At 58.7% G+C, this 13913-nt stretch carries 12 protein-coding genes; 5 read left to right on the top strand and 7 right to left on the bottom strand.

Annotated elements, in window-relative coordinates; genetic code table 11:
* Positions 1–7: 7 nt before the first annotated feature.
* Positions 8–2488: a ComEC/Rec2 family competence protein gene (locus tag BGIM_RS53665; protein WP_020473921.1), complete on the bottom strand. Its 2481-nt coding sequence runs from the start codon at positions 2486–2488 to the stop codon at positions 8–10.
* Between the two features lie 115 nt (positions 2489–2603).
* On the opposite strand from BGIM_RS53665, the gene aroB reads away from it, so the two are divergent.
* On the top strand, positions 2604–3674 hold the full coding sequence (gene aroB, locus BGIM_RS0132945) for a 3-dehydroquinate synthase (RefSeq protein ID WP_040891208.1): 1071 nt from the start codon (positions 2604–2606) through the stop codon (positions 3672–3674).
* A gap of 3 nt (positions 3675–3677) precedes the next feature.
* Here the strand turns inward: aroB and BGIM_RS0132950 are convergent, their stop codons facing one another.
* Positions 3678–4019 carry a hypothetical protein gene (locus BGIM_RS0132950; RefSeq protein WP_020473923.1) on the bottom strand — a complete coding sequence of 114 codons (342 nt, stop codon included), beginning with the start codon at positions 4017–4019 and terminating at the stop codon, positions 3678–3680.
* A 164-nt stretch (positions 4020–4183) separates the two neighbouring features.
* Here BGIM_RS0132950 and BGIM_RS0132955 point away from each other — a divergent pair, with 164 nt between their 5' ends.
* The gene (locus BGIM_RS0132955; RefSeq protein WP_020473924.1) at positions 4184–5170 is read left to right on the top strand and encodes a tripartite tricarboxylate transporter TctB family protein; all 987 of its coding nucleotides are present in this window, start codon (positions 4184–4186) and stop codon (positions 5168–5170) included.
* Here the strand turns inward: BGIM_RS0132955 and BGIM_RS0132960 are convergent.
* The 3 genes from BGIM_RS0132960 to BGIM_RS0132970 are packed head-to-tail and all read right to left on the bottom strand — an operon-like array spanning position 5164 to position 8014.
* Entirely contained in the window at positions 5164–5775 is a 612-nt protein-coding gene (locus tag BGIM_RS0132960) for a PHP-associated domain-containing protein (RefSeq protein WP_020473925.1), read from the bottom strand. The genes BGIM_RS0132955 and BGIM_RS0132960 overlap by 7 nt on opposite strands.
* Entirely contained in the window at positions 5772–6995 is a 1224-nt protein-coding gene (locus BGIM_RS0132965) for a glycosyltransferase family 4 protein (protein WP_020473926.1), read from the bottom strand. The genes BGIM_RS0132960 and BGIM_RS0132965 overlap by 4 nt, the downstream gene beginning before the upstream one ends.
* Positions 6992–8014, bottom strand: a complete 1023-nt coding sequence (locus BGIM_RS0132970) for a glycosyltransferase (protein WP_020473927.1) — start codon at positions 8012–8014, stop codon at positions 6992–6994. The genes BGIM_RS0132965 and BGIM_RS0132970 overlap by 4 nt, the downstream gene beginning before the upstream one ends.
* Positions 8015–8072: 58 nt before the next feature.
* Between BGIM_RS0132970 and BGIM_RS0132975 the strand changes: the two genes are divergently transcribed.
* Both BGIM_RS0132975 and BGIM_RS53670 read left to right on the top strand, forming a co-directional pair.
* Positions 8073–9437, top strand: coding sequence for an O-antigen ligase family protein (locus BGIM_RS0132975; RefSeq protein ID WP_020473928.1), 1365 nt, complete (start codon positions 8073–8075; stop codon positions 9435–9437).
* Between the two features lies 1 nt (position 9438).
* Positions 9439–10920 (top strand): oligosaccharide flippase family protein, encoded by a 1482-nt coding sequence (locus BGIM_RS53670; protein WP_157369618.1) that lies wholly within the window; start codon positions 9439–9441, stop codon positions 10918–10920.
* A 12-nt stretch (positions 10921–10932) separates the two neighbouring features.
* Here BGIM_RS53670 and BGIM_RS0132985 read toward each other — a convergent pair whose 3' ends face one another.
* Together BGIM_RS0132985 and BGIM_RS0132990 are read right to left on the bottom strand one after the other, a co-directional pair.
* Positions 10933–11487, bottom strand: coding sequence for a thioredoxin family protein (locus BGIM_RS0132985; RefSeq protein ID WP_020473930.1), 555 nt, complete (start codon positions 11485–11487; stop codon positions 10933–10935).
* A 163-nt stretch (positions 11488–11650) separates the two neighbouring features.
* On the bottom strand, positions 11651–12709 hold the full coding sequence (locus tag BGIM_RS0132990) for a tartrate dehydrogenase (protein ID WP_020473931.1): 1059 nt from the start codon (positions 12707–12709) through the stop codon (positions 11651–11653).
* Between the two features lie 196 nt (positions 12710–12905).
* Between BGIM_RS0132990 and BGIM_RS0132995 the strand changes: the two genes are divergently transcribed.
* Entirely contained in the window at positions 12906–13655 is a 750-nt protein-coding gene (locus tag BGIM_RS0132995; RefSeq protein ID WP_020473932.1) for a hypothetical protein, read from the top strand.
* Positions 13656–13913: the final 258 nt, after the last annotated feature.

The following is a 13913-nucleotide window of genomic DNA, read 5'->3' on the forward strand; positions in this document are numbered from 1 at the left end:
GGGTAGTTTAGCGGGACGAACCATTCCGAACGACGACCTGCCGTTTTGTCGCAAAGGTTTCGGCGCTCAATCCGCTCGGGTGGGCGTGCAGCGTGATGGCCCCGTTTGGCCATGTCGCCCAGTAGGGAATACCCAACCGGGAATAAACGCCCTCGGCTTTGCCGGGGTCGGTGCGGCCCTGACTGGAGATCACGAGTTTCGGCGAACACCACCGGGCCAGCGCATCCACGCTCTCGGCTCCGCTGCCGTGGTGCGGGGTCATCAGCACATCAACCGGCGTGGCGGGTTGATTCGTGAGCATTTTCACACCTTCGCCCTGTAGGTCGCCGGTGATCAGGATGCGATGGCCCGCATGTTCAACCAGCAAGGTCATGCTGCGGATGTTTTCGATGCCCGGCGGTCCCTCGGCAGGCGGATGCAACACGACGAGGCGAACCGCCCCGGCTTCCAGCACATCTCCGGCCGAGACGATTCGCACCGGAATATGGCGGTGTTCCAGTTCATCAAGAGTGAGACTCACGCCGGGGGTTCGCTTCTCCGCAAAGCTGGGCGTCAGCGTCACTTTGCCGATGGGAAAGCGAGTTGACAGAGACACGAGGCCGTTGAAATGATCCAAGTCCGCATGCGAGATCATCACCTCGTCAACGTGGCGAATGCCGCGTGACCAGAGATAAGGGGCGATCACCCGCCGGGTGATTTCCGGGCCGATCATCGAACCGGTGTCGCACAGGATCACCCGGCCGTCCGGAGTTTCGATCACAGTGCAATTCCCGTGATCGACGGCCAGAAAAGTCACCCGCAATTCATCCGGGGGACTTCGCCATCCGCCGAGGATGACGCCGAAGATCAGCCAGCCCAAAAGCAATTTCAGCGGCCCAGCCAGGTTCTTTTCTTCGATGGGAAAGTTGGTTCGCCATAACAGCCAACCACCGGCGACGTGAAAACCGACCACCCACCACAACGGCACATCCGGGACATACCAACAAGCCCACGACCAATCGGCCGCTTCGCGGATGAGCCATGCGCAGCCGACCAGTGATTGATCGGTCGCCCAGCCGACAAGCCAGCCAACCAACGGCACCGGCGCCAGCAGCACCGTGAGAAGCCCGGCAACCAAAGCCACGGTGGTCAACAGGATGGCGGCCGGGCCGATCAGAAATCCGGCCAACGAAATCGAATGTTGCCAATACATGGTGAGCGGAACCGTTGCCACGCCGAGAATGGCCGTGATGGCGAATGCCTGCCCGAGTGTCCGGGCGGCTTTTCGCAACGCCCGATCAATCCAATGACGGGATTCGTCAATCAGTTCTTCGAGCGGCGTGAGTTCGCGAGGCTTCAGCCAGATGGCCGTCCCCCAAATCAGGACGGCGACACACAAAAACGACAGTTGAAAACCGGCGTTGAAGAGATCAGCCGGATTGAGCATCAACACAGCCAGCCACGCCGCCGCGAGCATGTTGGCGGGCACGACCGGCTTGCGGAGCAATATTCCCCCGCAAATCGCGCAGGCCATGACGGCCGCCCGCATCGCCGACGGCCTTCCTCCCGTCAGGAGGGCATATCCGAGCAACAAGCCAGCCACCACAACGGCCGCCCGGCGTCTTGGAACGGCGAGCCAGCGGCAGGCCCACCAAACCACGCCACCGAGAATCACGAGGTGCTGCCCGGAAATGGCCAACACATGAATCACGCCGGTGCGGGCGTATTGATCCCATTCGTCCCGGCTCAGGGCTTGCGTGTCCCCCAGCAACAAGGCTTGAGCGAGCGGCCCCTCGCGGGGAACAGATGCTTGCAATGCCCGTTGCGCGAGACTGCGGATTTTCTGTAATCCGCGTTGAAGCAATCTTCCCTCCGGCGGGGCGATGCGAATGATGCTCTCGGCCGATCCGCGAATGTGTAAATCGCCGCGAATCCCCTGATCGTTCGCCCATTCCAGCGGACTGCGTTCACCGAGGTTCATTGGTTCGGGAATGGCCGACAGCCAGCCGGTGACTTCAATGCGATCACCCAAATGAACATCCGGCAGGTCTGCGTTCACCGAAAGCCGGACCAACCCCGTTGTCTTTAGCCAGTCGTTTCCTTCTTCGATGGAATCAATCTCTAACAACACGGACGTATGCGGGCCGCGCGGCTTTGAAAGCAACGGCTGATCTCCCTTTGGATGAACGGTCGCCGGTTCTTCGTCAAGGATGCCGCGAACCCGTGTGAGGCGGGGTTCCTCGGTGATTAATCGGCTGATGTCGTCCGTCGCAATCTCCGTGATGGCCGAGTGGTGATGGGCGGCCCCGAGGCCGATGAACGCCAGCCACGCAAACCACGGCAGCATCTCCGATTGTCGCCGGAACATGAAGACTTGGGCGAGGCCCGTCAGTAATGCGAGCCCAAGGGAATTCACCATCGGGATGGCGAAGTGACGATCAAGCAAAATGCCAATGCTCCCCGCGAGGGCAAGAGGAACCAACGGGGCATAGGGGATCAATCTCGTCATCGTCGGCGCGATCAGAAGTATTTGGGTTGTGGAAAGACCTTCCGACACATTCCACCGGATCGAGGACGGTCATATCAAGGAAGAAACGGGAATTTTCTCCGGGCTCAGGGGTTTCATGCGAACGGTCAACGTTAATCTCGGTCCTCGTTCCTACGACATTCACATTGGCACGGACGTGGCCGGTGGTTTTTCGACCTTCGTGGAAACTTGCTGCCCGAAAAGCCGCCGGGCGTTGGTCGTCGCGGACACAAACACCGCCGCTTTGGCAAATGAACTGGTGGGCCGGCTTCCGTATGCCGAAGTGAAAATTATCCCGAACGGAGAGGGATCGAAGAGCGCCGGGCAACTCACGGAGTTGTGGGGTTGGATGGCCGATCTGGCCACGGATCGACACACCCCATTAATCGCCGTTGGCGGCGGGGTGATCGGCGACTTGGCCGGTTTTGCGGCCGCCAGTTTCAACCGGGGGATTCCCCTCTTAATGGTCCCAACCACGTTGCTTTCGATGGTGGATAGTTCCGTCGGCGGGAAAACCGGGATTAATTTGCCGCAAGGAAAAAATCTCGTCGGGGCCTTTCACCAACCCCGTGGCGTGTGGATCGACACCGCCGTGCTAAACACGTTGCCGGATCGGGAATACCTCAGCGGCCTTGCCGAAGTGTTGAAATACGGCGTCATCATGGACCCCGTGTTTTTTGCATGGATGGAACAACACACGGCCGACATTTTGAGTCGTCAGGCCGATGCTGTTGCCCACATCGTCGCGAGGTCTTGCCGGTTGAAGGCTGATGTCGTCGAGAACGATGAACGGGAAGAAAACGGCTTGCGGATGATTTTGAATTACGGCCACACCTTTGCCCATGCGTTCGAGTCTGTCGGCGGGTACGGGCATTGGCTGCATGGGGAAGCCGTCTCGGCCGGAATGATGTGCGCCGCCCGGCTTGCGGAACAGCGGGGGTTGATCGGCCCGGACCTCACGACCCGTCAGGAAGAGTTGCTGAAGAAATTCAACCTGCCGCTGACGCCGGAGCCGGAGTGGTCCATCGACGAGATGCTTCGCGTGATGCGTCGGGACAAGAAAAACGTCGGCGGCAAGATGCGGTTCATCCTGCCGACAACCCTTGGCAAAGTGGAAGCCTTCGACGACGTGCCCGAAGCCGTCGTCCGGGATATTCTGACGCCGTAAGCGTCAATGTTCGAGTTGGAACCAGTCCGGAGGACTGGCCTCGTATTTGGAGAACAAGTCATCCCGGTCAATGGGGGCATGATCGAGCTTGGCCGACTTCAATTCGGCCTCCAACACATCGGCTACTTCCACTTCCAGCAAATATTCCCTTCCGAGCCGTTCGCCGTGTGGTTTGAAGGCGGTCGCCTCAGCATAAACCCTTTCGTAATCTGATTCACGGTTGCGAAGCATAAACGTCCAAAAGTCGATGAGTCGTTTGTTGAACGCTTCCCGGCTCTCATTGTTTCGTGAAAACACCGTCAGACAACAATATCCGTCCACAAATTCTCCAAAAGTGTCTGTCAATACATTTTTCTGACGATTCCGCGGGCAAATCGTGAATCAAAAATGAGAAATGAGACAAAAATCACCTCATACCGATCACGTTCTCTTCATGATTGCGGAACTAAATTGCATCCGTGGGATTCATATTGTCAGAGAATCTCGCCACACATCTCGGGAAGGTTCCGATGCAATCAGAGTCGTTCCATCTGTTGGTCAGCATGTTTTCCGTCGGAATGGGCTTGCTGTTCCTTGGGATAGCGAATCTGATCCTTCGAGACCGCCATTTGGGGATTCGTTTCTTCGCCCAGATGATCTTAGTCGCCATCTGCACGGGTGCGATCCTTCCCTTCCAATTACCTCCCCGCTTTCCGGCCATTGTCGCGGGAATCCTTCTGGGGGTGTCGGTCTTGTCAGCCGTCATTAGTTCCTCGCTTGTGACGGCCGTGCTGGCTTGGATGAGCCGGTCGCTTCGCAAAAGCGTCATCCTCTCCGGAATGACGATGGCCGTGGGGCTTGGCGTGGTCGTCTACGGCTTCTTCAAGTTTGAATCAGACGATGAAGCCATGATGAACAACGACATTTCGGTTCTTGAGCAAATTGTGTGGAAGCCGCCGCTGCACGAAAAGTCCGAGACACTGGCTTACACCGATTTGGGGCATTCCGTGTTGCTGCACGAACCGGATTCCTTCCGACCTACCGCCGAGATGGATTTGATGGAGCGGCAAATCCTCGAACAGATGAAATATAACTTCGCCCTGATTCGTCACAACGGGCCGGATGATGGAACGAATTGTCACGGCTGGGTGTTTGCCGGCGGGCGATACTGGCTTTCACCGGACATGGTGGGGGTGATCCTCGCGGACAACGGATATCATCCGGTGGCCATCCCCCAAGTCGGGGATGTCGTGATCTATCAGGAACCTCAGACGCACGGAATCACCCACTCGGCCGTTGTGCGGTATGTCGGAGCGGATTCCCCCATCGTCGAGGGCAAATGGGGCTGGATGGGGGTTTTTCTCCATCCGGTCGATCACTCTTGTTACGGTGCAAACTTCACTTATTACCGAAGTGAACGAGAAGGAAACTTGCTGGTCGGTCTCGGTGGCAAACCCCATCGCGACGGGATGCCCCCGGTGAAAGCCCCTGACCATCCCCGCCAAGCCGGTCATTGATTGTGGATCATCGGGGTGGTCTGGCGTTCTTGGATCGCCCGCACCAAATCAGCCAGACTCAGCACCGGAACGCCGAATTCCGTCCGACAACAGCCAACCACATCAATTTCATGGGCATCGCTGTTGCCAAGAGTTGCATACTCCGGGTGTTTCTCCGTGAATTTGGCCGTTGCCCGTCGCAAAGCCTTGTCCATGTTGTTGGACATCACTTCCACGCCATCCAGCGTCACATTTTGTTCTTTTAGAAGGGCGTCAAAATCCTGCCCCCACCGGTAAGGATGGGCCGCGACGGCCACCCCCCCTTGCCGGTGAACTTCCGCCACCAGATCCCGCCAAGAGACTCCACGGCGAAGATTGGTCAGGTCGGTGACGCCATAACACAGCACATCGCCACCACGGGCGGAGACCTCCACCCCGCCGAGGATGACGAGATCCGGTTGCATCTGCCGCAACTCTTCCAACTCGTGTTCGGGCCACAACCGGTCGTGTTCGGTGATGACGATGCCATCCAACCCGACCGCTTTCGCCTGACGAATCAACTGCTCGGGGTCAATGATGCTGTCCGGCGAGTACCGCCGGGTGTGCATGTGAAGATCAAATTTCATGGGATACCCCCTCTTTGGGCGAGGACGGATTCAAACAGGGCTTTCATTTTGGCGGCTTCAAGGCTCGCGTCATGTGATTCGCGGACCTTCGCCACCCCGGCCGACCCAAGCCGGGTGAGTTCTTCAACGGGGGTTGTCAGCAATCGAATAATAGCGTCGGCGGTCAACCGCACATTCCCGGCGGGAACGAGGAGGCCGTTTTTGCCCTCCATCACCAGTTCCGGAACGCCGGCAATATAAGTCCCGAGGACGGGCCGGCCCATTGCCAGCGCTTCCATCATCGCCACTGGAAGATTTTCGGCGAAACTCGGCATGACCATCGCCCGTGATTCTTGGAGAAACTGACGCACCTCGGCGTTGCTCCGCCAGCCGGCGAAGACGATCCGGTCGGTCAGACCAAGTTCGGCGGATCGCCGCTCCAGAAGGGGCCGCAGGTGGCCGTCCCCCACGAAGATCATGCGAAACGGATGCCCGGCCTTCGCCACCATCGCCAGTGATTCGAGAAGCAGCAGATGCCCTTTTTGTTCCACCAAACCCGCAACGAGAACGAGTTGCTGGTTGTCCGGCACGGGGGTCGGCTCTCGCTTCAAGAAGCCATCATCCACCCCGCAACGGACGACGTGAACACGCGGCCAGCATTCCAACGGGGTCCAGCGGTAGATCTGACACCGCCCGAAATCCGTGACCGCCACCACAAACGCGGCCGACACGTATTTTTCCCGCAGGGACAACGCGGCCGGTTGATCCCACTCTTCCGGGCCATGAACGGTGATGCTGTATCGCGGGCCGCCGAGTTGTTCGCAGAGATTTGCCACCACGGCCGGATTCGTCGCAAAATGCACGTGCAGATGCTCGGCCCCGGCTTTTCGCAGCCAATCTTTCAGCAGACATGCCTCGGCGAAGTAAATCAGATGCCGCAGCACGCCACGCTCGGATCGTCGGCCGAAACGGATGGTGGCTTTCAACGCTCGCAGACTGCGAAGCGGATGCCTCAGCATGGTTTTGAGAGTGGCCGACAGGAGTGCGGCTTTTCCGGCGGCCAGCAACGCCCGTGTTTTGCCGAACTCGGCTTGGTCGGCCGGATCGACGGCATCCCGGCCTGATTCCCGCACGGAGAACCGCAACACCTCAACGCCGAGCGACTCTAACCCGACAATCTCGCGCCGGATGAAGGTGTGCCGCACGTGCGGATATTGGTTGGTCAGGTAGGCGATCTTCATGCGGCGGGTCCGGCGGCCTTGTACTCGATGAGCCGGGTGCGACGGCGAAACAAGCGGTTCTTGAAATAGGTAAGTTGCCCGCGAACTTGGGGAAACTTGGAGAGGACACAATACCATGAATACCGGAGAGCCTGGCCGGTTTCATCTCCCCCTCGGCGGCGGGAGCGGAAAATCTTGGCGAACAACACCGGATAGCCTAACAACAACGCAAGACTGATCCCAAACGTCCACCAGGCGGGCACAACGGCCGCCATCGGCACGGCCAGCCCCCAAAAGAAATTGCTCCGTGTCTCCCGTTTCCAAATCCGGCAAGGGCTATGTCGGTGAATCGTCGAGACTTCTGCAAAAGCGTGGCCTGCCCGCACGTTTCGCTTCCACCATTGTCCAAAACGGGTCATGGCCGCGTCGTGGAGGGTCATTTCCGCATCCAGCCGGAAGATTCGGCCGCCAAGTTCTCGAAGCCGCAAGCAAAGCTCCGGTTCCTCGCCGGCGATCAGGTCTTCCCGGTATCCGCCGGCTTCAACAATCTTGGACACCCGAAACATGGCGTCCCCGCCGCAGGCGAGGGCTTTGCCAATCGGGGTGTCCCATTCAAGATCGCAAAGCCGGTTATAGACCGTGGCTTCCGGATGGCGTTCCCGGCGACGGCCGCAGACCACGACCACCTCGGGATGTTCTCTCAGGAAAGTCGCGGCTGTTTCCAGCCAGTCGGGCCGGACTTCGCAGTCCCCGTCCACGAATTGGATGAATTCCGTATCCGGTTGTTCCGCGAGAAGTTGCCGCCAGCCGGCGTTGCGGGCTCGGGCGGCCGTGAAGGGAATCGACAAATCCAAGTCAATCACCCGGACGCCCGCGCTCCGGGCATGGTCGGGGCTGCCGTCCGTGGAGCCGGAATCCACATAAACAACCGGATTCCGGTCGGGCGACAGGGACCGAAGACAGGTCCGGAGGCGTTCCCCCTCGTTGCGTCCGATCGCCACGATGCCCACGCCCACGAAAAACCCCTCCCGACAGTCCATCTTGCCCAACCGGCAAAGACAGGCTACAGTTCATCTGCTCACGCGATGACATGGAACCATGAATCAAATCATACTGATTGTGGCCTGCGCGATCGGGATGCTGGTCATCTTCGACCAGACCCGGCGCTACGGGTTCGCCCATGCCTGGCAGGGACCGGTCTTCATCCTCGCCCTGTCGATTCCAATCGCGATCTACATTCCGATCCGGTCGGTGTTCCTCGACAACCGGATGATCATGGCGATGTTTGTCGGGTTCATGTTCCTGAGACAATCACCCGAACGATTGGCCCGGCTTCGCGCGGTGCCGTCTGATTTGGTCCTGCTCATGTTGTTCGTCTCCCTGATCGCTTCGGAAGTGTCCAATCGAACCGTCACCCCCTTTGGCCTCGTTTATGTCTTTCTCCAGTGGATACCTCCGTATGCGCTGGGCCGGGTATTCATCACCGAATCCCGCGATCTGCGGCATGTCATGCAGCCGATCTGTGTGGCGGCGGTGGCCTGGTCTTTTCTCTCCGTCGTCGAAGGCGTGACCCGCGTCAACATGTGGAGCAAATTCGCGGGCGTGGCGATGGACTACGAAATCAGCGAAGTCCGCTTTGGGATGCAACGCGCCTACGGATCTCAGGCCCACCCCATCTCTTGGGGGCTAACGCTGGCGATGCTGCTGCCGGTGATGATCGAAGCGGCGAGGCTGGCCAAACGGGGCGAGGGACGGCGATGGTGGATTGCCGCCCCGTGGCTGATGATTCCCGGCTACGTGGCGTGCGGTTCGCGGGCCGTCCAATTAACCGTCTTGTTGATTGTGATCGCCAACATTTATTATTTGTTTCCCCGCATGCGGGCCGGCATCTTGTGGCTGGGGCTGGCGATGGCCGTTGGCTTTTTCGCTTTCCGGGATGACGTGATTAATTTGATGGCCTCCACCGTGGATGATGTCAAGAATCCCGAATACATCGTGATTCGCGGTGAACGGCACGCCTACACCGGCACGAAACACCGGGATCTTTTGTTTCTCGTGTACGAAGACGCCATCAACGAGGCCGGCTGGCTTGGCTATGGCAACCCGCTGCAAAACGTGCCGCTTGACCCCTATGTGGATGACCGCTTTATCTCCGTGGACAACCACTTCCTGCATTGCTTCCTGCACAACGGGTTGCTGGGGCTGGCGTTTTTCTGCTTGTTTTTCCTCGCCGTGCTTGGGAATCTGGTCTTCGTGGTCATTCGTGGAGGGCCGGAACTTGGCTTGGCGACCACCAGTCTGGGATGCACGATCGGGATGCTTATCACGTTCCGCACCGTCTGGATGGACGGAAATTTTGCCTGGTTCTTCATGTGGCTTTGCGGAATATCGGCCACGCTTGTCAACGCCACCCTAAACCCCGCACCCATCACGCCATATCATCAGCCCCATGACGAGCGCTGAATTGGACTCACCCAAGCCGACTCGCACCACCTCACGGCGAACCCTCATCGGCGGCGGAGCCGTGCTGATATTGGGATTTGGCTTCGACCAAATCATCCGGTTCGGGTCGAATGTCATCCTGGCCCGGTTGCTGGACCCGCACTCCTTTGGCGTGCTGGCGTTGTGCATGATCTTTATGGTCGGCCTCAACCTCTTTTCGGATCTCGGACTCCGCACGGCCATTATCCAGAGCAAACGGGGGGACGAACCCGCGTTTCTGAACACCGCCTGGACCATTCAGGTTGTCCGGGGGTTTATCCTCTGGTTCGCCGCGTGCGGACTGGCGTATCCGGCCGCTTATTGGCGGGAGAAACCAGAAACCCAACTGTTGTGGATATTGCCCACGATTGGCTTTGTGGCCATGTTTGATGGTTTTATGTCCACGAAGATCTTCACCCTGCACCGCCACATGGGGCAATTACGGTCGGTCAAGTTCGACCTGACCTGTCAGGCGTTCGCGGTGGCCGTTCAATTGATTTGGGCTTTTTTCGACCGTTCGGTGAATGCCTTGGTGGCCGGGATTTTAGCGTCGGGCACATTCCGATGTTTCGGCAGCCATCTTTTTCTCGACGGCGAACGTAACCGCTTTCAATGGGACAAGTCGGCCGCGAAGGAACTCGCCCATTTCGCGGGATGGATCTATGTCAGCACGGCTTGCTGGTTTCTCGCCGCCCAGACGGACAAACTGGTGATGGGAATCCGCTCCCTGGCCGCGCTGGGGGTGTACAACTTCGCCGTTCAACTGGTCCAAATGCCGGTGACTCTCTGCGGCGCCATCTCCAACCGGTTGTTGTTCCCCTATTACGCGCAATTAGTGAACGGCGGTAAGGAACTGCGGGAGCATTTCCTCAACACCCACAAAATGGCCGGGTTCCTGACCGGGTTCTTCGTCACCGGGGCGGCATCCGCCGGTCCTTCCCTCGTGCGGCTGATTTACGATGATCGATATCAGGAAGCCGGATTGTTTATTCCGATGCTGGCCATCGGGGCCTTTTTTCAAATTCTCGACGCCAACGGCGGCGCCCTGCTGAACGCCAAAGGGTGGCTCAAAGCCTATGCGTTGAGCCACTTCACCAAAGTGGTGATTCTCGCCGTTGGCATTCCGATTGGGTTTGCCGAAAACGGGACGAATGGCATGATCGTTGCGATCATCATTGGCGATCTGGTGCGTTACTTCGTCACGTGCATTCTGCTGGACCGGTCCGGTTACCGCATTTTCCGAACGGATGTCTGGTGGGTGTTGCTTGCCGGTGGAGTATACGCCATGACCATTCTCATGGCGGTTGGATTGAGAGAAGTGATTGACCCGGAGCATAAAAAAACGCTCGCCGCCTTGATCCTGGCGACGAACGTTTTCGGGGTCTGCGGGATGTGGCTGGCGATTTATCTGGTCGGCCGGAAAATCGGCTGGCTGCCACACTATCGCAACACGAAAGACACCTGACGGCAACTGGCCTCAATCGCCGTGCAGTTGCCGCAGACGGCCGGACAAACGAAGCAAATATTGGACCCGCTCAAATTCATCCAGCCACTCGCGGGTGACTTGGGCGAGCAACGGGTCCGGGCCAATGCCGGTCGCGCAGCCCTCGCCAATGCTGTCGTTCATCATTTGCCGATATTTGGCCAGCGTCCGCTCGCCGTATCGGCTCACTTCAAAACCATCCTCGCTGAAGAACACCGCCACCGGCACCCGCTTGCCGCCGTTGATGGACAACGCCTGTTGCACATCGGCATGGTCGGCGTTGTCCAGATAGCGAATCTTGATAACCGGAGCCGCCACCGCGAACCGATCAAAGATCGGGCATTGCGACGAACAATCCCCGCACCACGCCCCGGCCAGAACAAGAACGTTCATCTCGCGGGTGAACTTTCCGAGCAACGTCGTCTGTTCCGGTGTGAGTTTCACCGCCTCAAACGTAGACTTCCAACGGGACTGATGGGCCGTGTTGCCATACTTGGCCAGAAACTCGGCCATCGGCAAACCCGCGGAAAACTTCTCGAACAGATTCATTTGAAACTCCGTTAGTGCAAAACCAACAGGCATTTTATGTGAGATTCCAAGAGCCCCACTGCGTCAGCGGTGGGGGTGGCCATCACACTCAGGAAGCCACCCCCACCGCTGACGCAGTGGGGATCTTGGGATCATTTGCGATTACTGTTGCTTGATTTTTGCGTCAGGCCACTGCCGCCATGACAGCATCCCCGACTTGGACCGTCGTGGCTTTGCCACCGAGATCGGGAGACATCGCCCGCTTTTCACCAAGGACCAGTTTCACCGCGTTCCGCAGAGATTCGGCCGTTGCCGGTTCCTTCAGGTGATCCATCATCAAGGCCGCCGACAGCACGGCCGCCAACGGGTTGGCGATGCCCTTGCCGGCGATGTCCGGGGCGCTGCCGTGGACCGGCTCGAACATGCTCGGGAAGGTCCGTTCCGGGTTGATGTTGGCGCTGGAGGCCAAGCCGACGCTTCCGGTGACCATCGCGCTCAGGTCGGTGAGGATGTCCCCGAAGAGATTACTAGCCACCACCACGTCGAACACTTCCGGTTTTCGCACAAAATCCATCGCGGCGGCATCAACGAGCAGGCTGCTCATCTGCACATCCGGATATTCCTTGGCCACCGCCTTGGCGACTTCGTCCCACAAGGTCATGCCGTAAACCAAGGCGTTCGACTTGGTGATCGACGTGAGTTTTTTCTTCCGCTTGCGAGCCGCCTCAAAGGCTGCCCGGATGATCCGTTCGCAACCCCGGCGGGTGAACACGGAGGTTTGGATGGCCGTTTCGGCCGGCGTTCCCTCGTAGAGCTTTCCGCCGATGGGGGCGTATTCCCCTTCGGTGTTTTCTCGGTAGACGTGCATGTCAATCGAACCGGGGGCCTTGTCCCGCAGGGGACTGGTCACGCCGTCGAACAGGTAAGCCGGGCGGAGATTGACGTATTGGTCGAATTTCCGCCGCATGGGGAGCAACAGTTCGTGGACAGTGACGGTGTCCGGCACGTCTGGCGAGCCGATGGCCCCGAAGAAAATCGCGTCGTATTTCTTGAGGGTTTCCCAACCGTCGGCCGGGAGGATGTGGCCGGTTTTCTTGTAAAACTCGGACCCCCACGGCAGGCGGGTCCACTCAAAGGTGGCGCCGTGTTTGGCCCCGGCGGCGTCCACCCCGCGGATGGCTTGGTCGATGACTTCGGGGCCGATGCCGTCACCGGCGATGACGGCAATGCGATGATTGGCCATGTAACTGGGTTCTCTTGGCAAGACGGGTGAATTTTGAGGGCAACGGTGCGTTATGAGGATGTTGAGGTTTCTGGCAAAAGCGTCAAACATCCGATGGTTGGTTCGCCGATATTTAATGCCTAGAGGCATGGAAGTTCGGCAAGCCGCGAAACAACGGCCTGCCGGTGAATGTAGGCGAGCGAGAGGACGGGTCAAGATGGCCATTCGACGCGAATTGCGGATCTGGCGCGTGACATATGCACTTGGCATGATTTTGCCCCTGTCCGCCGGTTGTGCGTTCCCGAACGGATCGATGCAGGGCGACCCGATGCTCGGCAATTTCAACCGCCCCATTATGCGGACGCCGGCCCCGGAACGCGGCGGCATCGGCCTTGAATCTCCGGCCTACGACGGCGGCAGCCGAATCGGCATCGGTTACCCCGAAGTTCCCACGGCCGTCGAGAATTCCAACGGCTTCATGAGCCTGCCCAACCTCACCGTGCCGAACCTGTTCTCTCGTGGCGGCAGCTACGGCGGCGGGGACGACACTTACGTGCGTCGCTCTCCCACCGGCGCCGCTCTTCCGCCAGTCGGCGATGCGGTCTCCAAAATGCCCGCGTTGCCAAGAATGACCAGCCCCGGCCAGGGCCCGGAAGCGGTGGTTGCCCGGCAAAACCGGAGCATTAGCTCGATCACCAGCGGAGCGAGCATCGAACCGAGCATGCCTTCTGACATCAAGACGGTGAAGTACGAAGTGCCCGTGGCCGATTCTGTGCGAATTTACAGCGTCGAGGAAGGGCAAAACTCCCTCACGGCGATGGGCGCTCGCGGCCAGCGAATGGAACAAACCGAAGGGGGCGAATGGGTGTTCAGTTGCTCCTACGGCGTCAAGTTCTACGAAGGACGCTCCAAGGAACGCCTGGAAGCTGTGCGAACGGTGCTGGAGCAGATCAAACGCGAGCAGTAATTCAACGGCTGAAATGAATGTCGCCGCCAAGAGCCTGTGACGCCTGCGCGTTACAGGCTCTTGGCTTTTACGATTTTAAAACCGGTCATAATCGACTCCAAAAGTGACCTGAAACCGTCAAAAACACCCCTCCGGTGACCATTTTTGGGCAGTTTGATACCCCAAAACTGTTCAAAAAAAGTGGGCCAACTGAACACTATTTTTCAAAACTCCCGGTAAAACAGAGGGGTCGCCTGATGATTTTGGGCAAATGCGCAG

Source organism: Zavarzinella formosa DSM 19928, assembly GCF_000255705.1.
Lineage (GTDB): Bacteria > Planctomycetota > Planctomycetia > Gemmatales > Gemmataceae > Zavarzinella > Zavarzinella formosa.

Excerpts from the sequence above, each read along its gene's own strand:
- BGIM_RS0132975 (WP_020473928.1), top strand. The coding sequence starts at position 8,073 with ATGAATCAAATCATACTGATTGTGGCCTGCGCGATCGGGATGCTGGTC.
- BGIM_RS0132970 (WP_020473927.1), bottom strand. The coding sequence starts at position 8,014 with ATGGACTGTCGGGAGGGGTTTTTCGTGGGCGTGGGCATCGTGGCGATC.
- aroB (WP_040891208.1), top strand. The coding sequence starts at position 2,604 with ATGCGAACGGTCAACGTTAATCTCGGTCCTCGTTCCTACGACATTCAC.
- BGIM_RS0132985 (WP_020473930.1), bottom strand. The coding sequence starts at position 11,487 with ATGAATCTGTTCGAGAAGTTTTCCGCGGGTTTGCCGATGGCCGAGTTT.
- BGIM_RS0132990 (WP_020473931.1), bottom strand. The coding sequence starts at position 12,709 with ATGGCCAATCATCGCATTGCCGTCATCGCCGGTGACGGCATCGGCCCC.
- BGIM_RS0132965 (WP_020473926.1), bottom strand. The coding sequence starts at position 6,995 with ATGAAGATCGCCTACCTGACCAACCAATATCCGCACGTGCGGCACACC.
- BGIM_RS0132955 (WP_020473924.1), top strand. The coding sequence starts at position 4,184 with ATGCAATCAGAGTCGTTCCATCTGTTGGTCAGCATGTTTTCCGTCGGA.
- BGIM_RS0132960 (WP_020473925.1), bottom strand. The coding sequence starts at position 5,775 with ATGAAATTTGATCTTCACATGCACACCCGGCGGTACTCGCCGGACAGC.
- BGIM_RS0132995 (WP_020473932.1), top strand. The coding sequence starts at position 12,906 with ATGGCCATTCGACGCGAATTGCGGATCTGGCGCGTGACATATGCACTT.
- BGIM_RS53665 (WP_020473921.1), bottom strand. The coding sequence starts at position 2,488 with ATGACGAGATTGATCCCCTATGCCCCGTTGGTTCCTCTTGCCCTCGCG.